Origin of the sequence: Flavobacterium sp. ARAG 55.4, assembly GCF_051846875.1 — a bacterium.
GTDB classification, from domain to species: Bacteria; Bacteroidota; Bacteroidia; order Flavobacteriales; family Flavobacteriaceae; genus Flavobacterium; species Flavobacterium plantiphilum.
The window spans coordinates 72,592-95,633 of the sequence record NZ_JBPYCT010000001.1 but is presented as its reverse complement, the minus strand read 5'-3'; the positions used below and the strand labels follow the sequence as shown (position 1 = coordinate 95,633).

At 35.2% G+C, this 23,042-nt stretch carries 21 protein-coding genes and 1 riboswitch; of the genes, 18 read left to right on the top strand and 3 right to left on the bottom strand.

The genetic code is table 11. From position 1 onward, the window contains the following. Positions 1-37 precede the first annotated feature (37 nt). Both ACSV4D_RS00465 and ACSV4D_RS00460 read left to right on the top strand, forming a co-directional pair. Complete coding sequence (locus tag ACSV4D_RS00465) at positions 38-3,316, top strand: glycosyltransferase family 117 protein (protein ID WP_439226735.1); 3,279 nt, start codon at positions 38-40, stop codon at positions 3,314-3,316. A 94-nt stretch (positions 3,317-3,410) separates the two neighbouring features. After that, a complete protein-coding gene (locus tag ACSV4D_RS00460) occupies positions 3,411-4,067 on the top strand; it encodes a polysaccharide deacetylase family protein (RefSeq protein ID WP_439226734.1) in 657 nt (218 codons plus the stop codon). Here the strand turns inward: ACSV4D_RS00460 and ACSV4D_RS00455 are convergent. After that, positions 4,064-4,360 carry a thioredoxin family protein gene (locus ACSV4D_RS00455; RefSeq protein WP_073241610.1) on the bottom strand — a complete coding sequence of 99 codons (297 nt, stop codon included), beginning with the start codon at positions 4,358-4,360 and terminating at the stop codon, positions 4,064-4,066. The two genes, ACSV4D_RS00460 and ACSV4D_RS00455, sit on opposite strands and share 4 nt — an antisense overlap. 76 nt (positions 4,361-4,436) lie before the next feature. Next, positions 4,437-5,672 carry a metallophosphoesterase gene (locus ACSV4D_RS00450; protein WP_408080862.1) on the bottom strand — a complete coding sequence of 412 codons (1,236 nt, stop codon included), beginning with the start codon at positions 5,670-5,672 and terminating at the stop codon, positions 4,437-4,439. A gap of 302 nt (positions 5,673-5,974) precedes the next feature. Here ACSV4D_RS00450 and ACSV4D_RS00445 point away from each other — a divergent pair, with 302 nt between their 5' ends. The 3 genes from ACSV4D_RS00445 to ACSV4D_RS00435 all read left to right on the top strand — a co-directional run bounded on the left by ACSV4D_RS00445 (position 5,975) and on the right by ACSV4D_RS00435 (position 10,943). Continuing rightward, on the top strand, positions 5,975-6,421 hold the full coding sequence (locus ACSV4D_RS00445) for a hypothetical protein (RefSeq protein WP_408080861.1): 447 nt from the start codon (positions 5,975-5,977) through the stop codon (positions 6,419-6,421). A gap of 497 nt (positions 6,422-6,918) precedes the next feature. Then, positions 6,919-9,762 carry a DNA polymerase I gene (polA, locus tag ACSV4D_RS00440; protein ID WP_408080860.1) on the top strand — a complete coding sequence of 948 codons (2,844 nt, stop codon included), beginning with the start codon at positions 6,919-6,921 and terminating at the stop codon, positions 9,760-9,762. A gap of 164 nt (positions 9,763-9,926) precedes the next feature. Beyond that, positions 9,927-10,943 (top strand): hypothetical protein, encoded by a 1,017-nt coding sequence (locus tag ACSV4D_RS00435; protein ID WP_439226733.1) that lies wholly within the window; start codon positions 9,927-9,929, stop codon positions 10,941-10,943. Between the two features lie 66 nt (positions 10,944-11,009). On the opposite strand, the gene ACSV4D_RS00430 is transcribed toward ACSV4D_RS00435, so the two are convergent. Beyond that, positions 11,010-12,071: a LacI family DNA-binding transcriptional regulator gene (locus ACSV4D_RS00430; RefSeq protein WP_408080858.1), complete on the bottom strand. Its 1,062-nt coding sequence runs from the start codon at positions 12,069-12,071 to the stop codon at positions 11,010-11,012. 335 nt (positions 12,072-12,406) lie between these two features. On the opposite strand from ACSV4D_RS00430, the gene rplM reads away from it, so the two are divergent. The 13 genes from rplM to thiH all read left to right on the top strand — a co-directional run bounded on the left by rplM (position 12,407) and on the right by thiH (position 23,034). Next, positions 12,407-12,862: a 50S ribosomal protein L13 gene (rplM, locus tag ACSV4D_RS00425; RefSeq protein WP_439226732.1), complete on the top strand. Its 456-nt coding sequence runs from the start codon at positions 12,407-12,409 to the stop codon at positions 12,860-12,862. Further along, the gene (gene rpsI, locus ACSV4D_RS00420; protein ID WP_408080857.1) at positions 12,862-13,248 is read left to right on the top strand and encodes a 30S ribosomal protein S9; all 387 of its coding nucleotides are present in this window, start codon (positions 12,862-12,864) and stop codon (positions 13,246-13,248) included. Before rplM ends, rpsI begins: the two co-directional genes overlap by 1 nt. A gap of 172 nt (positions 13,249-13,420) precedes the next feature. After that, positions 13,421-14,194: a 30S ribosomal protein S2 gene (gene rpsB / locus ACSV4D_RS00415; protein ID WP_439226731.1), complete on the top strand. Its 774-nt coding sequence runs from the start codon at positions 13,421-13,423 to the stop codon at positions 14,192-14,194. Between the two features lie 128 nt (positions 14,195-14,322). Further along, positions 14,323-15,285, top strand: a complete 963-nt coding sequence (tsf, locus tag ACSV4D_RS00410) for a translation elongation factor Ts (protein ID WP_408080855.1) — start codon at positions 14,323-14,325, stop codon at positions 15,283-15,285. A 113-nt stretch (positions 15,286-15,398) separates the two neighbouring features. Beyond that, a complete protein-coding gene (locus ACSV4D_RS00405) occupies positions 15,399-16,046 on the top strand; it encodes a queuosine precursor transporter (protein WP_439226730.1) in 648 nt (215 codons plus the stop codon). Between the two features lie 2 nt (positions 16,047-16,048). Beyond that, on the top strand, positions 16,049-16,612 hold the full coding sequence (locus tag ACSV4D_RS00400) for a DNA-3-methyladenine glycosylase I (RefSeq protein ID WP_439226729.1): 564 nt from the start codon (positions 16,049-16,051) through the stop codon (positions 16,610-16,612). Positions 16,613-16,698: 86 nt separating this feature from the next. Next, positions 16,699-16,805: riboswitch (TPP riboswitch) on the top strand. A 64-nt stretch (positions 16,806-16,869) separates the two neighbouring features. Next, positions 16,870-17,076 (top strand): sulfur carrier protein ThiS, encoded by a 207-nt coding sequence (thiS, locus tag ACSV4D_RS00395; protein ID WP_408080852.1) that lies wholly within the window; start codon positions 16,870-16,872, stop codon positions 17,074-17,076. A gap of 104 nt (positions 17,077-17,180) precedes the next feature. Next, positions 17,181-19,004, top strand: a complete 1,824-nt coding sequence (gene thiC / locus ACSV4D_RS00390; RefSeq protein WP_439226728.1) for a phosphomethylpyrimidine synthase ThiC — start codon at positions 17,181-17,183, stop codon at positions 19,002-19,004. A 97-nt stretch (positions 19,005-19,101) separates the two neighbouring features. Continuing rightward, on the top strand, positions 19,102-19,689 hold the full coding sequence (locus ACSV4D_RS00385) for a thiamine phosphate synthase (protein WP_439226727.1): 588 nt from the start codon (positions 19,102-19,104) through the stop codon (positions 19,687-19,689). Continuing rightward, on the top strand, positions 19,662-20,417 hold the full coding sequence (locus ACSV4D_RS00380; RefSeq protein ID WP_439226726.1) for a hydroxymethylpyrimidine/phosphomethylpyrimidine kinase: 756 nt from the start codon (positions 19,662-19,664) through the stop codon (positions 20,415-20,417). Before ACSV4D_RS00385 ends, ACSV4D_RS00380 begins: the two co-directional genes overlap by 28 nt. Further along, positions 20,410-21,042, top strand: coding sequence for a thiamine phosphate synthase (locus ACSV4D_RS00375; RefSeq protein ID WP_439226725.1), 633 nt, complete (start codon positions 20,410-20,412; stop codon positions 21,040-21,042). The genes ACSV4D_RS00380 and ACSV4D_RS00375 overlap by 8 nt, the downstream gene beginning before the upstream one ends. Beyond that, positions 21,029-21,799 (top strand): thiazole synthase, encoded by a 771-nt coding sequence (locus ACSV4D_RS00370; RefSeq protein ID WP_439226724.1) that lies wholly within the window; start codon positions 21,029-21,031, stop codon positions 21,797-21,799. The genes ACSV4D_RS00375 and ACSV4D_RS00370 overlap by 14 nt, the downstream gene beginning before the upstream one ends. A 77-nt stretch (positions 21,800-21,876) precedes the next feature. Beyond that, complete coding sequence (gene thiH, locus ACSV4D_RS00365; protein WP_408080846.1) at positions 21,877-23,034, top strand: 2-iminoacetate synthase ThiH; 1,158 nt, start codon at positions 21,877-21,879, stop codon at positions 23,032-23,034. Positions 23,035-23,042: the final 8 nt, after the last annotated feature.

Below are 23,042 nucleotides of genomic sequence, written 5' to 3'. Positions count from 1 at the left end.
TTCTTTGTAACTCGAAAAATTAACTAAATTTTATTACATGAATAAGGAGTCTTTCAATTTCAAAAAATGGAATACCATCATCGGATGGCTTGCATTTGGAATCGCATTAATAACCTATTCTCTTACTGTTGAGCCCACAATGAGCTTTTGGGATTGTGGAGAATATATTGCCACAGCAGCAAAACTGGAAGTTGGTCATCCGCCGGGAGCCCCTTTATTTCAAATGATTGGTGCTTTTTTTGCCATGTTTGCCGCAAGTCCTCAACATGTTGCTTTAATGGTGAATATGACTTCTGTTTTTTCGAGCGCTTTTACAATCCTTTTTATGTTTTGGTCATCCACTATGATTTTGAAAAAAATCATAAACAGCTCTGAAGAATACAATAAAAATAATGACATTGTAATTTTAGGAAGTTCCTTTGTAGGTGCTTTAGCTTATACTTTCTCGGATAGTTTTTGGTTCAACGCTGTTGAAGCCGAAGTATATGCAATGGCCTCTTTACTGATCGCCTTACTTTTTTGGCTTGGATTACGCTGGGAACAGGATATGGATAAACCAAGAGGAAATAAATGGCTACTAATTATATCACTAGTAACAGGACTTTCATTTGGAGTGCATTTTATGGCATTATTAACCATTCCGGCTATTGGATTCTTATATTATTTTAAAAACTACAAAACAATAACAATCAAAAACTTCATCATAGCCAATGTGGTTGTGATCTCTGTTTTATTATTTATTTTTAAATTACTGCTTCCTTTAACTATGGCATTTTTTGCAAAAGCAGAAGTTTTCACTGTAAATAGCCTTGGAATGCCGTTTAACTCCGGAACTATTTTAGCTGCATTAGCACTAATCGCTGCTTTTTATTTTGGCCTAAAATTCACTAAAGACAAAGGTTTAGTAACATACAACACACTTATTCTTTGTATTTTATTTATTTTAATTGGTTTTTCTACCTGGCTGATGCTTCCTATTCGTGCTAATGCCAATGTTATTATTAACGAAAACAAACCATCAGACGCACGAGAAGTTCTGGCTTATTACAACAGAGAACAGTATGGCTCAAACCCTTTGTTTTATGGCCCTCAGTACACGGAAACCTTTGTTGGTTTAGACCCTGATAATCCATACCGCGATAAAGCACCTAACTACGAGAGAGATTACAAAACCGGAAAGTATGTTATTGTAAACAACTATAAAAATGCGGAACAGAATAGCGATGATTCCCAAAAAGCGTTCTTACCAAGAATGTGGAGCACAGGCAATATTGAAAACTATATCAACTTTACTAATCCGCCTCAATTCAAGATAAATCCTAATTATCCATACGAAAATGATTTAGCCCGCTACGGAATTGACGCAAGCAAATTATCTGAAGAAGATTACAATAGAGCTACTGCACAATTAAGAAATGAAGTAGAAAAAACCATTAGCGAATTCAGGAAAGCATATGCTCAGAAACAAATTGATAATGAAGGTTATGTAAAATTCCTAAGAAGCTACAGTGATTATTTAATCATTGAAAAACCTACCACAGCAGACAATCTTAGTTTCATGGTTGAATTTCAATTTGGCTATATGTATTGGAGATACTTAATGTGGAATTTTGTTGGGCGTCAGAGCGACAATCAGGGGAGATATGACAATCAGGACGGAAACTGGTTAAGCGGAATTAAGTTTATTGATGAAATCCACTTAGGTCCGCAAGACAATCTACCTACGGATGCCTTAAACAACAAAGGCCGTAATGTTTATTATTTCATCCCTTTTATCCTGGGACTTATCGGTTTAATGTATCATGCAGGGAAAGACTTAAAAAGTTTTTATGTGCTGTTGATACTATTTCTTTTTACCGGAATTGCATTAAAAATCTACCTTAATGAAAGACCTTTTGAACCCAGAGAAAGAGATTATGCCTTAGTAGGCTCTTTCTATGTGTTTGCTATCTGGATCGGACTTGGTGTTTATTCGTTATACGAAAGTGCTACTAAATACCTGAACGCAAAAATTGCCGGTCCTGTAATTATAGCCGCTTCTTTATTAGCTGCACCGGTTTTAATGGCTTCGCAAAACTGGGATGATCACAATCGTTCTGGGAAATACACTGCGTTAGCAATGGCAAAAGCCTATTTAAATTCATGTGATCCTGATGCCATTTTATTCACTATTGGAGACAATGATACCTTCCCGTTATGGTATGCACAAGAAATTGAAAGCATCAGAACCGATGTAAAAATTGTAAACACCAGCCTTTTCATGACCGATTGGTACATTGATCAGATGAAAACTAAAACTTATGAATCTGATCCTTTGCCTATTTCGTTTACACACGATCAATATGTGGGAGATAAATTAGATTATGTGGTGAGTATTCCAAAGATAAAAAGCCGCTGGACCGTAAAAGGATTTATGGATTTTATCAAACATCCTAAATCAACTGTTGACATGCAAAACGGTCAGACCATTCATTTCTACCCTACTAACCAGGTTAGAATCCCTGTGGACAAAAATGCCATTATTAAAAACAAAATGGTATCTGAGAAAGATTACGACTCAATTGTTCCTTACATAGATATCGATATTCAGGGAAGTGCCTTATACAAAAACAGACTAATGATGCTCGACCTTATTGCAAATAACAATTGGAAAAGACCAATCTATTTTAGCGGAGGAGCTTTTGAAGATGAAGAATATCTTTGGATGAAAGATTACCTTCAACTGGATGGTATGGTTTACAAACTGATTCCCGTAAAAACTACTATCCCTAAAGACGGTAATCCTATGGAAATGGGGAAAATTGATGCTGATAAAATGTACAGTATCGTGATGCAATGGGACTGGGGCAACAGTAATGGTGATATTTATCACGACCCTGAAACCCGCCGTGAAAGTATTACTTACAGAACAAATCTTTCCCGATTAATGGATCAACTGATTAAAGAAGGTAAAATAGACAAGGCTAAAAAAGTAATTAATTTAGCCATGGAAAAAATGCCTGTAGACAAGTTTGGCTACTATTCCTTATTAGAACCTTTTACCAATGGATATTATCAGGTAGGTGAAAAAGAAAAAGCACAGCAACTTCTAAATAAATTAGTAGGTAAATACAAAGAAAACTTAAATTACTACAGCAAAATGAACGCAGCAGACCAGTCTGATATTGTTATCGATATTGTTACAGACATTGAACGCTACAGAGCGCTGCTGGGAGTAATGAAGAAAAACAACGATACTGCTTTTTTCCAGAAACACCGGGCTACTTTCAACACCTATATTGATATCTTCGAGCGTTTCGGAAGAGATAAAGAATAAAAGAAAATCTATTTTCTTAAAAAAAAAATGTAGCGATCTTCAAACACAAGATTGCTACATTTTTTTTATCTTTAATTTTAAACTTTTTTTACAGATGAAAGCTTATTGGGTTAAAACAAATCGTCTTATTAAAAAACTATTTTCTAATTATGTTTGGGACATCCCTAATAAAGAAAATAAAATCTACCTTACTTTTGATGACGGTCCTACACCCGAAATAACAGCATGGGTTTTAAATCAATTAGAACAATATAATGCCAAAGCTACTTTTTTTTGTATTGGAAAAAACATAGAGCAACATCCTGAAATCTTCAAAAAAGTAATCGAAAAAGGACACGCAATAGGAAATCACACATTCAACCATTTAAACGGATGGAAAACAAATACTAACGAATACATAGAAAATAGTGTTCAGTGTTCAGTAATTAGTAATCAGTTTTCCAACAACAAACCACAAACAACCGACAACCAACTTTTCCGCCCGCCTTACGGCAAAATAAAAAGAGCCCAGGCTAAAAAGCTCAGACAAAAAGGCTATAAAATAATAATGTGGGATGTTCTTAGTGCTGATTTTGACCAAAGCATCACTAAGGAAAAATGCCTGAAAAATGTGGTAAACAACACCCGGTCAGGAAGTATTATCGTATTTCACGACAGCATAAAAGCTTTCGAAAATCTAAAATATGTATTGCCCAAAGTACTTGAATACCTGGTAGAAAATCACTTTTCTTTCGAAACAATAAAAAACTAAATTTGCTCCTGAACGATGCTTATTAGCGAATTTGCATCTAATTCTCCGGATTGTCTCCAAACCATCTGACCGTTCTTATACACCATCAAAGTAGGCAATCCTTTAATTCGTAATGCTTCGGCAAGTTCTTGATTTTTATCCACATCAATCTTTATTACTTTTGCTTTATCACCCAAAGCAGCCGCAACATCTCTAATCACATCGTGCATAGAAACCGAAGATTCATTCCAATCTGTGTAAAAATCAATTAACACAGGAACGTGTGCACTTATAAGTTCTCCAAATTTTGACATAAAACCAACGAATTAATTTTTTAAATCTAAGAAAAAAATAATATTTCTTATCTACAAATGTAGCATTTTTAACGAATTATGTTACTTTATCCCCTTTTTTTAGTTCGATAACTGTAATTTCTGGCATAATTCCCACTCTTCCGGGATATGCATGGAAACCAAATCCCCTGTTTACATACACATAACGACCTAAATGTTCATACAAACCTGCCCATTGCGCATAAACGTATTGCGCTAAACTCCATTTAAAATAACCCGGAATTTCAATACCAAACTGCATTCCGTGGGTATGACCCGAAAAAGTCAAATGAAAATTCTTTGTATGTTCTTTTACTTCAAAATCCCAATGACTGGGATCATGACTCATCAGGATTTTAAAATCCTTTTCCCCTAAACCTTCCGAAGCTTTATTTAAATCACCGGCTTTTTTAAAATTATTTCCCCAGTTTTCAACACCTACTAAGGCAATTTTATCATTCCCTTTTTCAATGAGAGTATGTTCGTTTAACATCAGTTTAAAATCAATTTGCCCGTACAAATCTTTTATCTCTTTAAAATTTTGCACTTTATCAGCTTCATTTGACCAGGTAACATATTCCCCATAATCATGATTTCCCAAAACAGAATATTTACCGTATTCGTGTTTTTTTATCCGTTTAAAAGTTTCAATCCACGGATGCATTTCGTTAGCATGTGTATTGACAATATCACCCGTAAACAAAATCATATCCGAATCCTGCTCATTAATCAGATCAATTGCATAATTAATTTTATCCGGGTTGTCAAAACTCCCCGAATGCACATCTGAAATTTGAGTAATCTTAAAACCATCAAACGCATCAGGCAAATCAGGAAAAAAAATACGCTGTTTAATCACCTTATAATTGTATTTCCCAATTGTCACCCCATACAGTAAAGACAAAAACGGAATCGCGGCAAGACCTAGACCCAACTGACTTATAAACCTGCGTCTGTCAGGCATTATTTCACTCCGCGGCGAATTATACATACAATAATTAACCACACTTGCTCCTACTCTAAAAATATCTTCACCTAATAAAACAATTGCCAAAACGATTTTTGGAACATAAATCACCAGCATTAAGCCCATTAGAAACATTGTTTGATGCGTTTGCCCCACCGAACGGTCAAAGCTAAAAAACCCATAAACGATATAAATTAAAACAGCAAAACTCAGAGCACCATAAGCTACCAGAAACCACTTATCCTTTACAATTGTCTTAAAAGCCTGAAAAGCGTAGAGTTCAATCACAAAAAGAAACACCACAAAAAAGAGCAACCTAAAACCCATTTGAATATATTTTTACACAAAATAACAACATCTTCCCCGTAATTTAGAAAATCTTAAACAAACTTTAACTTGATACCGCATTTTTAGGAGCAGAATAATAAAGTATTTAATTACGTTCTCTCCTGCTCTCCGCTCTATCTTTTTATTTTGTCATCCTGAGCTTAGCCTGTCCAGAGTTCATCGAAGGATCGAAGGACAAAATAAAAAGGATGCCGCTACGATCAGGGCTAAAGAGAACGATTTGATTCCATTAATTAATTTTGTAAGAATATTTTAATATATTTGAAAAAATATCATTCAAAATGAATTTAGCTATTAACAAACCGCATCATTTTTTCTTTTTAATCATCCCTTTAATACTTGCATTTTCATATTACAAACCGAAAAACACCTTTGATATCAATATTGGGGACACCTATTTTGTTATTCTAAATTTACACTTAGGAATTCTCTTGGCTGTATTTTATTTTCTTCTTGGCTTAATTTATTTCTGCTTAGACAAAAAAGGAATACAGTTAAACCAGTGGATAACCTATACACATACTATTCTAACCATTGGAGGTCTAATTTTAATATGGTTGTTACTAAAAAGAATCAACAATAATCCGACTAAAAATTTTGAAGAAATTTTAAAATCTATAAAAATCAACCAATACTTAACTTATATATGTGTAACAACGTTATTCGGTATGATTTTTTCTCAGATAGTTTTTGTTGTTAGCATTATCTTAAAAGTAATTAAAGTTTAATATAGAACATACGAATAAAGAACCTATCCCTCAATTTAACGCTCAATTGCACCGAATGTCATTTTTTTGAAAAACAAAATCCAATACAAATTACAATTATTATATCCTGCAAGGTTTCTAAAACCTTGTAGATATAAGTTTGTTTTTCAATTTAAACACCTACAAGGTCAACAAAAAAACCTTGCAGGATATAAAAGAGACAATCTTTTCAAGTTATACAAACCAACCCAAATCTGGCGCTCGAGTGCATCGAGTGCCTACTTTCTTGTAAAAACAAAACGAAGCGTTTGCAACGCGGCTAACACACAAATTATTTGATTTATCACTTTTACCCAATCTTTACGGAATTACTGAATAAAATCCCTCATTCTTCGGGATGACAAGATTGAGAAAAATTATTTATCCTACAACAAAGCAATCTCAACAAAGCAATTAGAAATAATCATAAAGTAAATTGAATTCTATATTTTTACATTTTAAATTCAATTTACAATTCAATGTCACAAAAACGTCTTTTCCTACTCGATGCCTATGCTTTAATTTTTAGAGGGTATTATGCCTTTATTAAAAATCCAAGAATTAATTCTAAGGGCATGGACACCTCGGCCATTATGGGATTTATGAATTCGTTAATGGATGTCATTAAGCGTGAAAAACCGGATCATCTGGCGGTAGCTTTTGACAAAGGCGGCAGTGATATGCGTAACGAACTTTATCCGGAATACAAAGCCCACCGTGATGCTACTCCCGAAGCTATTAAAATAGCCATTCCTTACATACAGGCCTTACTAAATGCCATGCATATTCCTATTATTGAAGAAGCGGGTTATGAAGCCGATGACTTGATCGGAACGATTGCTAAGCAGGCTGAAAAACAAAACTACAAAGTCTTTATGGTTACTCCTGATAAAGATTTTGCCCAGTTAGTTTCCGAAAATATATTTATGTACAAACCCGCCCGTATGGGGAACGGAATCGAGATTTGGGGAATTCCGGAAGTTTTAGCAAAATTTGAAATAGAAAGACCGGAACAGGTGATTGATTATCTGGGAATGATGGGCGACTCTGCCGATAATATTCCCGGATTACCGGGTGTAGGTGAAAAAACGGCTAAAAAATTCCTGGCTGAATTTGGTTCACTCGAAAATTTATTAGCGAATACACACCAGCTTAAAGGCGCTATTAAAACAAAAATTGAAGCCAATGCCGAGTTAGGATTATTATCAAAAAAACTAGCTACCATCTGCATTGATTGCCCGGTAGCTTTCAACGAAACAGATTATGAACTCTCTACTCCGGACGTAGAAAAAACAGATGCTCTGTTTCATGAACTGGAGTTTAGAAGAATGGCAGAACAATTTGATGCTATTTTTAAAAGTCCGTCGCAGGTGACCCAAAATGAGGCAACCGCAGTTGACGAAACCAAATTATACAAAAAACCGCAACCTAAGAACGAAGAGCAATTTGATCTTTTTTCGAGCACGCTGCCTACTCATGACAGCGAAGTATCGCACCTGCAATTTTACAGCACCTTAGAGAACACCCCCCATTCGTACCAGATTATTCAGGGCGATCTGGGCATTAAATTATTATTGCAAAATTTACTGAAACAAACCTCTGTTTGCTTTGATACCGAAACCACCGGATTAGATGCTTTGCATGCTGAACTAGTAGGTATTTCATTTGCTTACGAAAAAGGAAAAGCATTTTATGTTCCTTTTCCGGAAAATCAGGAAGAAGCACGGGCTTTGGCAGAGAAATTTATTCCTTTTTTTGAAAACGAAACCATCGAAAAAATTGGTCAAAATATCAAATACGATTTAAAAATATTATCGAATTACGGCATTCATGTAGCCGGAAAATTATTCGACACCATGATTGCGCATTATCTGATTAATCCGGATATGCGTCATAATATGGATATTTTATCGGAAACCTATTTAAAATATTCGCCAAAATCCATTGAAGATTTAATTGGTAAAAAAGGAAAAAATCAAAAATCGATGCGCGAAGTAGCATTGGAAGACATCAAAGAATATGCTGCTGAAGATGCCGATGTAACTTTTCAATTAAAAGAATTATTTGCAGGAGAATTAGAAAAAACAGCTACTCAAAAACTATTTGACGAGATTGAAATTCCGCTAATCCCTGTTCTGGCAGCAATGGAAACAGAAGGAATCAACTTAGACGTTCAGTTTTTAAAAAGCATGTCGGTCAAAATGGCTGCCGAAAGCAACGCATTGGAACAAAAAATATACGAAACTGCAGGAGAAAAATTCAATTTGGCTTCGCCAAAACAACTCGGGGATATTTTGTTTGACAAAATGAAAATAGGCGGTGCCAAACAAAAGAAAACCAAAACCGGACAATATGCTACTGGCGAAGAAGTCCTGAGTTATCTGGCTAACGAACACGAAATTGTGCGTGATATTCTGGAATGGCGCCAAATGGTAAAATTACAAAGTACCTATATTGATGCTTTACCAAACCAGGTTGACACCAAAACTGGTCGCGTTCATACCGATTATATGCAAACTGTTGCGGCAACGGGACGTTTGAGTTCGAATAATCCAAACTTACAAAACATTCCTATCCGTACCGAGAGAGGACGATTAATCCGTAAAGCTTTTATTGCGCGTGACGAAGATTACACTCTGGTTTCTGCCGATTATTCCCAAATAGAATTACGCGTGATTGCGGCTTTGAGTGGTGAAGAAAATATGATTAAAGCTTTCCAAAACAATGAAGACATTCACAGATCGACTGCTTCAAAGGTTTTCAATGTACCACTTGAAGAGGTAACCCGTGAACAACGTAGTCACGCTAAAACGGTAAACTTCGGAATCATCTATGGTGTTTCGGCATTTGGGCTTTCGAATCAAACCAATCTGTCCCGCTCTGAAAGTGCTGAACTCATTGATGCTTATTACAAATCGTATCCAAGATTGAAATCCTATATCGGCGAGCAAATCGATTTTGCCAGAGATCATGGTTATGTGCAAACAGTTTCCGGTCGCCGTCGTTATTTAAAAGATATTAATTCACAAAATGCTGTGGTTCGAGGTGGTGCGGAGCGAAATGCAGTGAACGCCCCTATTCAGGGATCAGCAGCTGATATTATCAAAATTGCGATGATTAATATTCATAATAAATTAATCGCCGAAAACTGGAAATCGAAAATGTTATTGCAGGTTCATGACGAACTTGTGTTTGACGTTCACAACTCCGAATTAGAACGAATCCAACCGATGATTCAACACGAAATGGAAAATGCTTTTAAATTAGAAGTTCCATTAGTTGTCGATTTAGGAATGGGGAAAAACTGGCTGGAAGCGCATTAGGATTTTAGATTGCAGATTTTAGATTTTAGAAGGCAGTAAAAATTAGCATATATAATTTTATGAAGAAAATAATCCTGTGTTTTTTCTTATTTCAAACCATATCGATATTTTGTCAAAGTCAGACCTATTATTTAGAAGGTACTTTGGCAAAAAGTAAAATCTTTATGCAAATAAATGTTTTAGATTCTTCTGACGAACCTAATGCGACTTATTTCTATCAAAATTCATTAAAAGACATTCCGTTGGAAGGTTCATTTAAGAATAAGGAATTTGTTTTTATAGTGAAACATAACGACACAATTAGAGAAAAATTTACCCTGAAAAAAGTAGCTAATACTAATTTTGAAGGAACATGGAATAATGCTCAAGGAAAATCATTTCCCGTGAAACTGTCTCCTATTGATTTTACTAATTACAAATCGACTCTGACAGATGTTTATTACACAGACGAAAAATTTGATCTCATAAAATTGAAATTCCTTGAATTCAAAAAAGAAAAAACCACTTTTTATAAGAACAAAACAATCGATTGGTATTCTGAAAAACACTGTAATGTTCCTTTTTTTAGGTTAGGAGATAATTTTTCCGAAAACAGCAAAAACAAAGTCAATGCTGTTTTAGAAAAAATTCACATTAAAAATGTTATATGGCAGTTGGACTGCTCAAATGATAACAACTACAACACAGGAGGCGGTATATCATTTGAAGCCGATTTTACATTTTTAAATAACGATTTACTTGGATTTAAAGTTTTTTCGGATTATTACTGTGGTGGAGCTTATCCCGACACTAGTACTAGAGGATATTTAATCGACTTAAACACCGGACAAAACTACGAACTAGATCATATAATCGCATTTGACAAAAGTGTTACCACCGAAAAGGAAAGTAGTTTTAACAATTGGGTTAAATACAGACAGACCTATTTTGCCCCAAAACTATATGCAATTATAAACGCTGAACAACATTTTCAAAAACCTAAGGACAACGAAGAAGAACCTTGTGATTTGACAGATTTAGACAAATGGTGGAACGCTGAAGGATGGATTTACACCGAAAAAGGGATCGAATTCACTCCCTCTTTTCCACATGCAATGAGAGCTTGTCAAGAAACTTTTTTAGTTTCTTTTGAAAAATTAAAAAAGTATAAAAATCCTAAATTCAAATACAACCTGAATTAAAGCCCTTTATTGTTATTAATTTTAGATTTCAGCAACAAACAACACTTTAAACAAAAAATCCATTTCTTATTTCTTAGTCCCGAAAGTTTTCGGGATGGATTTTTTTGTTCTGGAAGATTCTCTTTCTTTTAGATTCGTTTTTATTACAACAGTTTGATAAGGTGCTTCATTTTCTTCATCACCTTCCAAACGTTCAATGAGTAATTTGGCAGCTACTTCTCCAATCTCTACTCCATGTTGGCTTACTGTACTTAAACTTGGTGTCAAGCGTCGGGAAGCCAAAATTCCATCAGCAAAACCAATAATGGATAACTCTTCCGGAATTTTATAACCTTTTTTAATCGCTACTTTCAAAGCTGCAACCGAATCACGTTCGTCTAAAGCAAAAACACCATCTATAGCATTATTTTCAAAAACAGCTTCAATTTTTTTCTTCATATCATCTTCAGAATTAGTGCGAAGAATAATATTTTCGTTTACTGCAATTCCATTATCAGCCAAGGCTTTCAAATAACCTTCGGTTCTTAATTTCCCAACACTTAAATCATCTACCGAGGAAATCAATGCAATATTTTTACAACCGGTATCAATTAAACGTTGGGTAACATTTAATGCCGAATCATAATCATCTACCACTACTTTATCACACTCTACTTCATCAGCAATGCGATCAAACATCACAATTGGTGTACCTTCATTAATAATATCGATAAAATGAGAGTAATCCTGAAGTTTTTGAGCCTCCTGTGAAACGGACAATATAAAGCCATCGGTAGTTCCATTACTCAACATCTCTAAAGTATTGATTTCTTTGACTAAGGATTCATTCGAAATACAAGTAATTACGTTATATCCTTTTGCATCGGCTACCTTTTCGATTCCACTAAAAACTTTGGCAAAAAAAGAATTCAAAATATTAGGGATAATTACCCCTATCGTTTTTGTTTTTCTGTTTTTTAAATTCAAACCAATAATATTAGGTTTGTAATTTTTGAGTTTAGCATACTCCTTAATCTTTACCTTAGTCTGATTACTAATCTCCGGACTATCATTCAGCGCTTTAGAAACTGTAGAAACAGAAACATTCAGTTCTTTTGCAATTTGCTTCAGTGTTGCTTTAACTTTCATAATGAATTATTGTCTTATAATGGATTGCTGAATCTATATTCTAAAAAATATATCATCTTTACATTAAAAAAATCCTATTGTGTCTTTTTCTTTCGATTGCAAGATTGCAAGATAATCAAATTCTTTTTCAAATCAAATGTAAGATAATTTTAGAACCAAAACAGCAACCGAAATTATAAAAAACGACCGGCATAACGCACAATAAATATTCATTTGATTATCAGCACAAAACCTAAAAAAAATTATTCATTTAAGGTATTTGGTTTTAAAATAATTAATTGTACTTTTGCAACCCCTTTATTGGGGATGGAATGTTTAATTAAAAAATTTTTATTGTGAACGCATTAAGCTACAAGACAATTTCAACTACAAAGGCAAACTCTACTAAAGAGTGGATCGTTGTAGATGCAGAGGGTCATAACTTAGGACGTCTTGCTTCTAAAGTCGCTATGATTTTAAGAGGAAAGTACAAGCCAAGCTATACCCCACACGTGGACTGTGGAGATAACGTAATTGTTATCAACGCAGAGAAAATCAACCTTACAGGTAACAAAATGGACGAGAAAATTTACATGCGTCACACAGGTTATCCAGGAGGACAAAGAACTTTAACTGCTAAAGTATTGCAAGCAAAAAACCCTGCAGCTTTGGTAGAAAAAGCAGTAAAAGGAATGTTACCTAAAAATAAATTAGGAGCTGAACTTTTCAGAAATTTAAATGTTGTTGTAGGAGCTGAGCACAAACAAGGAGCTCAAAAACCTAGAATTGTTAACCTAAACGATCTTAAGTAATGGGAGTTATTCACAAAATCGGTAGAAGAAAAACCGCTGTTGCACGTGTTTATGTTTCAGAAGGAACAGGAGTAATCACTGTAAACAAAAAAGAATTTGCAACTTATTTCCCTACAGCTACTTTACAGTACAAAGTAATGCAACCAATGTCTATGACAGAAAATGCAGCTAACTTTGACGTAAAAGTAAATGTTTACGGAGGTGGTGTAACTGGTCAGGCAGAAGCTGTAAGAATGGCAATCGCTCGCGCAATGTGTGAAGTAAATGCTGAAAACAGAGGTGTTTTAAAACCAGAAGGTTTATTAACAAGAGACCCAAGAATGGTTGAACGTAAGAAATTCGGTCAGAAGAAAGCTCGTAAGAGATTCCAGTTCTCTAAACGTTAATATTGCCTGTCTTGTTCACAGGAGCAAGACTTTATTGAATTTATTATTGAATTTAAACAATGTTGTTGTTGTCTCACTGAGGTGAGAAATTAGTTTAGCATCTAAATGCATTTAGCCGGGAAACCGCCATTCATGCATTGCTTACTCAACAGAACGTAAACTAGTACAAAAAATGTCAAACAAAGTAGAAGTAAAAGAATTACTAGAAGCAGGTGTTCACTTTGGACACATGACTAGAAAATGGGATCCAAACATGGCTCCTTACATTTATATGGAGCGTAATGGTATTCACATTATCAACCTATATAAAACTGCAGCTAAAATTGAAGAAGCTAACGAAGCTTTGAAAAAAATTGCTGCATCAGGTAGAAAAATATTATTTGTTGCTACCAAAAAACAAGCAAAAGACATCGTTGCTGAAAAAGCAGCTGCTGCAAACATGCCTTACATCACTGAAAGATGGCCTGGTGGAATGTTAACAAACTTTGTTACTATCCGTAAAGCAGTTAAAAAAATGTCTTCTATTGATAAAATGAAGAAAGATGGTACTTTTAACACGCTATCTAAAAAAGAGCGTTTACAAGTAGATCGTCTTCGTGCTAAATTAGAAAAAAACTTAGGTTCAATCGCTGATATGTCAAGACTTCCAGCTGCATTGTTCGTAGTAGATATCAAAGCTGAGCACATCGCAATAAAAGAAGCACAAAAATTAAACATTCCAGTTTTCGCAATGGTTGATACTAACTCTGATCCACGTGAAGTAGATTACGTTATCCCGGCCAACGACGATGCTTCTAAATCAATCGATAAAATTTTATCTTTAGTAACTGCTGCGGTTATCGAAGGACTTTCTGATAGAGGTTCTGAAAAAGAAACTGCTGAAGCTGCTGCAACTGAAGAAGCTCCTGTAGCAACTGAAACTGCTGCTCCGGCAACTGAAGAATAAATAATTTTTTAAATTCCAAGTTTTAAATTCCAAATTCCAAAATCAGATTTTTAACGATCTGATAACGTTGGGATTTGGGATTTGAAAATTGGAATTTTTACTTTTAACATTAAAACACAAGATATATTATGGCAACAATTACTGCTGCAGACGTAAACAAATTAAGACAAGCTACAGGTGCCGGAATGATGGACTGTAAAAAAGCTTTAGTTGAAGCTGAAGGAGATTTCGATAAAGCTATTGAAAACCTTAGAAAAAAAGGACAAAAAGTAGCCGCTAACCGTTCTGACCGTGAGTCTTCTGAAGGAGCTGCTGTTTCTTTTATTAATGCTGACAAAACTAAAGGAGCTATCATTACATTAAACTGTGAAACAGATTTCGTAGGTAAAAACGAAACATTCGTAGCTTTAGCTAAAGAATTAGTTGAAAAAGCAATCAATTTCTCTTCTAAAGAAGATTTCTTAGCTTCTGATTTCAACGGAATTACAGTTGCTGAAAAATTAATTGAGCAAACCGGAGTTATCGGTGAAAAAATCGAAATCGGTGGTTTTGAAATTTTAGAAGGTGCTTACGTTGGATCTTATGTTCACGTTAACAAAATTGCTGCATTAACAGCTATTTCTGCTCCAATTGCTAACGCAGAGACATTAACTAAAGATATCTCTATGCAAGTTGCTTCTATGGGAGCTGACACATTATCTTACAAAGATTTTGATCCTGCTTTCATCGCTGCTGAACTAGATGCTCGTATTGCAGTAATTGAAAAAGAAAATGAAGAAGCAAAACGTTTAGGTAAAACTTTGAAAAATGTTCCTAAATATATTTCTTTCGCTCAATTAACTGACGAAGTTATCAAACAAGCTGAAGAAGATGCTAAAGCTGAATTAAAAGCAGAAGGTAAACCAGAGCAAATTTGGGATAAAATTATTCCTGGAAAAGTACAACGTTTCATCTCTGACAACACTACTTTAGATCAGGAAAAAGCTTTATTGGATCAAAACTTTATCAAAGATGACAGTAAAAAAGTAGCTGACTATGTTAAAGGATTCAATGTTGAAATTACAGGTTTCAAAAGAGTTACTTTAGGATAATCAAAAAACACCTAAAATTTCCCCATACAAATCCATCTCGTTTTACATGAGATGGATTTCTTTTTTTATGTCTTTTCAAAATAATAGTCTAAATTTGAATACAAATTGTTACTATGTCACAATCCAGAAAAGACACTGTATTTGTCATTCTTGCCGGAATTTTTATAACGAATGCTATTGTAGCCGAATTAATAGGAGGAAAACTTATTTATATTGGTCCTTATCTAATGAGCATTGGAATCCTACCGTGGCCGGTGGTTTTTTTAACTACTGATTTAATTAATGAATATTTTGGTCAAAAAGAAGTAAAAAAACTCTCCGTTATCACAGCCTGCCTGATTTCTTATTGCTTTATTTTACTCTATTTTGCTTTAAAAATCCCTGCTGTAAAAGGAGAAGGACTGGTCAGTGATGCGCAATTTAATGGTATTTTTGGACAAAGTATGTGGATTATTGTAGGGAGTATCACTGCCTTTCTTGTTTCACAACTAATCGATGTCACTATTTTCCATTTTTTTAAAAACAAAACAGGAAACAAAATGATTTGGCTGAGAAGTACAGGATCTACCGTTGTTTCTCAGTTATTTGATAGTTTTATTGTCCTTGGAATTGCTTTTTGGATGACCGGAAAAATCACCACCGAACAATATATTTCCTCAGCATTTACAGGTTATTTTGTAAAATTAATCATTGCGGTTTTACTAACCCCTTTAATATATTTAGGTCATTCAATTATTGAAAAATACATTCACAAACCGTAATCATGGAAGAAAAAAACAGATGCAGCTGGTGTTTATCCAGCGATTTATACAAAGAATACCACGATCAGGAATGGGGAAAACCTGTTTATGATGATGCCACTTTATTCGAATTTTTACTACTGGAAACCTTTCAGGCTGGATTAAGCTGGATTACTATTCTCAATAAAAGAGAAAACTTCCGTAAAGCATTTGATAATTTCGATTATAAAAAAATAGCCCTTTATTCTGATGATAAAATTCAGGAATTGCTATTAAACCCCGGTATTATCCGTAACAAATTAAAGGTCTATTCGGCAGTAACTAACGCACAAAATTTCATAAAAATCCAAGAAGAATATGGTAGTTTTTCTAAATACATCTGGGGTTTTACAGACGGTAAACCTATTGACAATAAACCCAAAACACTGAAAGACGTTACCGCCACTACTCCACTCTCGGATACGATTAGCAAAGATTTAAAAAAACGGGGATTTAAATTTGTTGGTTCTACGGTTGTTTATGCTCATATGCAGGCAACAGGAATGGTCAATGATCACGTAGAAAGCTGCTGGACAAGGATCCAATAAGCTGTTTCGGTTTACAAATATTCTGCACAAAATTGTTAAACTTCTGATTCCGGAGCATCTATTTCTATCTTTTTGATTACATTTGTCTCACACTTTAGGGGTGTCTGCTCCGAGAATTCGGAAAAAGGCTGAGATTTTACCCTCTGAACCTGATCTGGTTAATACCAGCGTAGGGAAAAGTAAGATGACTTCCATAGTCCCATTTTTGGGCAATTGTAGCCATTCCTAAAGTATTTTTTATCTAAAAAATGAAAGGAATGGAACTAAAAATCAACAACCAAATCAAACAATTTCAGGCAAATGCACTAAGCATCCAAGCACTGCTCGATATTGAAATTCCACAAAAACAAAATGGCATTGCAGTAGCTGTCAACAACAATGTAATCCCTAAATCCAATTGGGATTCTCAATTCCTCAATGAAACTGACGACATTCTAATAATTTCTGCCACTCAGGGCGGCTAATATTTTAATTTAAAGATTGAAAAATTTAAGGATTAAAATATTCATCAAATCCACTTCTTCAATCTTTCAATTTTTTAATCATTAAATCTTTCAATTAAAAAAATATGACAAACGAAGAACAAATATCCAGACAACCTTTTCCAAATTCGACCAAAGTATATATCGATGGTGAAATCCACCCAATAAAAGTGGCGATGCGCGAAATCAAATTATCTGACACTAAATTATCCAAAGGTGGTGTTGAACATAATCCACCGGTAACCGTTTACGATACATCAGGACCTTACACGGATCCGAATATTGAAATAGATGTTAGAAAAGGATTACCTCGCATTCGCGAACAATGGATTTTAGACCGTGGTGATGTAGAAGAATTAACCGAAATCACTTCTAATTACGGAAAGGAACGATTGCATGATGAGAAACTGAATCATTTGCGTTTTGAATACCTGCACAAACCGATGCGTGCTAAAAAAGGAGCCAATGTTTCACAATTGCACTATGCCAAAAAAGGAATTATTACTCCTGAAATGGAATACATAGCCATTCGTGAAAACCAACGTATTGAGCAAATAGAAAATCAAACTAAGGCCATGCAATGCCAACATCCAGGTCATAGTTTTGGCGCTAACACACCAAAAAACAAAATCACTGCCGAATTTGTACGCTCTGAAATTGCCGCTGGTCGTGCCATTATTCCTAACAACATCAACCACCCTGAAAGTGAACCGATGATCGTGGGACGTAATTTTCTGGTAAAAATTAATGCTAATATTGGAAATAGTGCTGTGACTTCATCTATCGAAGAAGAAGTTGAAAAAGCGGTTTGGGCTTGCCGTTGGGGAGCCGATACCATTATGGATTTATCGACCGGAAAAAACATCCACGAAACCAGAGAATGGATTATCCGAAATTCACCCGTGCCAATTGGAACGGTGCCAATTTATCAGGCTCTTGAAAAAGTAAATGGAATTGCTGAAGATTTAACTTGGGAAGTATTCCGTGATACACTGATCGAACAGGCAGAACAAGGCGTTTCTTATTTCACCATTCACGCCGGAGTTCTTTTAAGATACATTCATTTAACTGCCAATCGTGTTACGGGAATCGTTTCTCGTGGAGGCTCGATTATGGCTAAATGGTGTTTGTTTCACCACAAAGAAAATTTCCTGTACACGCATTTTGAAGAAATCTGCGAAATCATGAAACAATACGATGTAGCTTTCTCTCTTGGTGATGGTTTACGTCCGGGTTCTATTGCCGATGCAAATGATGCCGCTCAGTTTGCCGAATTAGAGACTTTGGGCGAATTGACTAAAATTGCCTGGAAACATGATGTTCAGGTCTTTATTGAAGGACCAGGACACGTACCGATGCACATGATTAAAGAAAATATGGACAAGCAATTGGAACATTGTTCTGAAGCTCCGTTTTACACTCTTGGACCATTAACTACTGATATTGCTCCGGGTTATGATCACATTACCTCAGCTATTGGAGCAGCGATGATTGGTTGGTATGGCTGTGCGATGTTGTGCTATGTAACTCCAAAAGAACACCTTGGTTTACCCAACAAAAAAGATGTAAAAGATGGTGTGATTACTTATAAAATTGCTGCTCATGCTGCCGATTTAGCCAAAGGTCATCCGGGAGCGCAATACCGTGATAACGCCTTAAGTAAAGCCCGTTTTGAATTCCGTTGGGAAGATCAATTCAACCTTTCATTAGACCCAGATACAGCACGTGAATTCCATGACGAAACCTTACCTGCTGATGGAGCTAAAGTAGCGCATTTTTGCTCGATGTGTGGACCAAAATTCTGTTCCATGAAAATATCACAGGAAATTCGTGATGTGGAAGAAGCTAAAAAAGGAATGCAGGAGAAATCAGAGGAATTTATTGAGCAAGGAAAAGAGATTTACGTATAAAAAGAAAAAAGAACATAGAGAAGAGAATATAGATTTGATTTATTTTCGATTACTGTCTATTCTCTCTTTTCTATGTTCTATATTCTAAATTCTTAAAATGATAATTATATCCAATCCAACTGCGATAGCAAACGAAATTAATACCATTCATGCTCTTTTTGAAGAAGGAATGGAGCTATTTCATATTCGAAAACCAAATTTTTCCGAAAGAGAAATAAAAAATTTTGTAAATTCAATTGGATTGAAATATAGTCAAAAACTGGTTTTGCATAGCCATCATCATTTAGCCGAAGATTTAGGAATAAACAGAATTCATTTCACTGAAAAAGCCAGAACCAACTCTATCAGAGTTTCGAACCCTGATGGGATTATTTCAACATCAACTCATTCGACAGCTGAATTTAATACGCTTTCAAACGACGACTACGAATATGCATTTTTGAGTCCTGTTTTCCCTTCAATTTCCAAGGAAAACTATATTTCGAAAACAGATTTGTTCGAAGAAGTAAAAAAAAGAACCAATTTCAACACGAAACTGGTTGCTCTAGGGGGAATTTCGGCAGCAAATGTAAAACAAACTTTAGAACATGGTTTTGATGACGTAGCACTCTTAGGAACTATTTGGAATTCAGAAAAACCCGTTAAAAATTTCTTATTATGTCAACAAATCGCCCATTCGTTCTAAGTATTGCAGGTTTTGATCCTTCGGCTGGTGCAGGCGTCCTCGCTGATATAAAAACATTTGAGCAGCATAAAGTATATGGCCTTGCCATCAATACAGCCAATACCATTCAGACCGAAGATAAATTTGTTGCCATTGAATGGACAACTATTGAGTTTGTATTGCAATCTATCAAAACTTTATTTGATTCTTATGAAATCAAAGCGGTAAAAATAGGTATCACTCCCAGTTTAGAATACTTAAAATCAATTATCTTTTTGATAAAAAAGCTTTCGCCAAAGACAAAAATTATTTGGGACACTGTTTTAAAATCAACCACTGAATTTAACTTTTTAAACATCCAAAACCAAAATAATCTGATTGCTGTTTTAAAAAAAATTGACCTGATTACACCTAATTACAATGAGATTTTAAAATTGTCTTCTGAGGAAAAGGACGCTGATTTTATTGCAGCTGAACTGTCGGTCTACTGTGCCGTTTTACTCAAAGGCGGTCATCGTCAGGAAGAAATTGGTGTTGATTATTTATATCTGAAAAATGAGTTCATAAAGCTTTCAACGGATGAAAATTCACTCCCTAAAAAGCACGGTTCAGGTTGCATTTTGTCATCTGCTGTTACAGCTAATCTGGCATTAGGACAAGATTTAACAACTTCTTGCCGTTATGCTAAAAGGTATGTCGAAAATTACCTCAAATCAACCTACAATTTAATTGGATATCATTATGAATAAGAAATTACAATACATTTCGCAAGGACAAACAAGTGAAGAACAGTTAGACAATATTAGAAAAGCACTCGAAGGTGGCTGTAACTGGATACAACTGCGATTTAAAAATGCACCTGAATTGCAATTGTATACTTTAGCTGAATATACAAAAAAGCTGTGTGATGTGAACAATGCTACTTTTATAATTAACGACAATGTCCATTTAGCAAAAGAAATTCATGCCGATGGAGTTCATTTAGGGCTGTCTGATATGAAAGTGGAAGAAGCAAGAACCATTTTAGGCTACGAAAAAATTATTGGAGGAACAGCTAATACCATAGAAGATGTTTTGCAAAGAATTGAAGAAAAATGTGATTACATTGGACTTGGTCCTTTTCAATATACCGTAACAAAAGAAAATTTAAGTCCTGTTTTAGGACTGGAGGGTTATACTTCCATCCTGAACAAATTAAACACTGAAAATATCAAAATTCCTATTTATGCTATTGGAGGTATTACTTTAGAAAATACCGAAAACATCCTGAAAACAGGAATACACGGAATAGCTGTTTCGGGATTGATTACAGAAAGTAAAAATCCTGTACAATTAATTAATGATTTAAACAAGAAATTATATGCAACCATTTAATATTGGAGACAAAACTTTTGAATCCCGCTTATTCTTAGGAACAGGAAAATTTGGTTCGAATGCCCAAATGGAAGAGGCCATTTTAGCATCCGGAAGCGAACTGGTGACCGTTGCCTTAAAACGTGTTGATTTAGAAACCGAAACCGATGCAATTTTATCCCATTTAAAACACCCCCGAATCAATTTATTACCCAATACATCGGGAGCCAGAAATGCAAAAGAAGCTGTTTTTGCGGCTCAGTTAGCCAGGGAAGCTTTGGAAACAAACTGGCTCAAACTGGAAATCCATCCCGACCCAAGGTATCTTTTACCGGATCCTATTGAAACTTTAAAAGCCACTGAGGAATTAGCAAAACTGGGGTTTATCGTTTTGCCTTACATTCATGCTGATCCGGTTTTATGCAAGCGATTAGAAGATGCGGGTACAGCTGCCGTAATGCCGCTTGGTTCTCCTATTGGCAGTAATAAAGGATTAAAAACCATTGATTTTCTGGAAATCATTATCGAACAATCTAAGGTTCCTGTGATTATTGATGCTGGAATTGGAGCTCCTTCGGATGCGGCAAAAGCAATGGAAATGGGTGCTGATGCCGTTTTAGTCAACACCGCCATTGCAGTAGCCGGAAACCCAAAATTGATGGCGGAAGCATTCAAAGAAGCTGTTATTGCAGGAAGGAAAGCTTTTGAAGCTAAACTGGGACAACAATATTCTCAGGCAGTTGCTTCCAGTCCTTTGACCGCTTTTTTATATGAGTAATTTTCTTAACGGCTAAGTTCACTAAGCTTTGTGTTACTTGTGAAATATCTTAGTGCTCTTTGTGTTTAAAAAATAAAATGACAAACTTCAAATCTACTTTCGAGCAATATAATTGGAACGAAATTCAATCCCAAATTTATGCTACTACAGCTAAGCAGGTAGAACAAGCATTAGCTAAATCCAAAAGAAATCTTGATGATTTTTTGGCGATGATTTCTCCAGCAGCGCAACCTTATTTAGAACAAATGGCGCAAATAAGTCATGAATTGACCAAGAAACGTTTTGGAAAAACCATCCAAATGTATGCTCCGTTATACCTTAGTAACGAATGCCAAAACATCTGTACCTATTGCGGTTTTAGTCTGGATAACAAAATCAAACGTAAAACCCTGACCGATTCTGAAATAAAATTAGAAGTCGAAGCATTGAAAAAAGCAGGATTTGACCATGTTTTATTGGTAACCGGAGAAGCTAATTACACCGTAAATATTAATTACTTCCTGAATGCAATCGAGCAAATCAGAACTGATTTTTCCATTATTTCCGTTGAAGTGCAACCCCTTTCTCAGGAAGAATACGAACAATTGCATCAAGCCGGTGTGTATTCCGTTCTAGTGTATCAGGAAACCTATCATCAGGAAGTGTATAAAAAATACCATACTAAAGGCAAGAAATCGAATTTTGATTTTAGATTAGATACGCCGGACCGAATTGGGAAAGCCGGCATTCACAAAATAGGCTTAGGTGTTTTATTGGGGTTAGAGGATTGGCGAACAGATAGTTTTTTCAATGCTTTGCATTTGGATTATTTGCAAAAAACCTATTGGCAAACTAAATATTCTGTTTCCTTCCCTCGATTGCGTCCTGCAGAAGGCATTATCGAACCCAATTTCATCATGGATGACAAAGATTTGACGCAACTTATTTGTGCCTACCGTTTGTGGAATGAAGATTTAGAAATTTCAATTTCGACCCGTGAGAACGAAAAATTCAGAAACAATATTATCCCACTTGGAACAACCAGTATGAGCGCTGGTTCTAAAACCAATCCAGGTGGTTATGTGGTAGACCCACAATCATTGGAACAATTCGAAATTAGCGACGAACGTTCGGTTGCTGAAATAGCAACAATTATCAGTCAAAGAGGATACGAACCCGTTTGGAAAGATTGGGACAGAACTTTTAGTCAAACGTCGAAAGTCGAAAGTCTTAAAGAAAATTCGGTTTTACATTAAACATTATT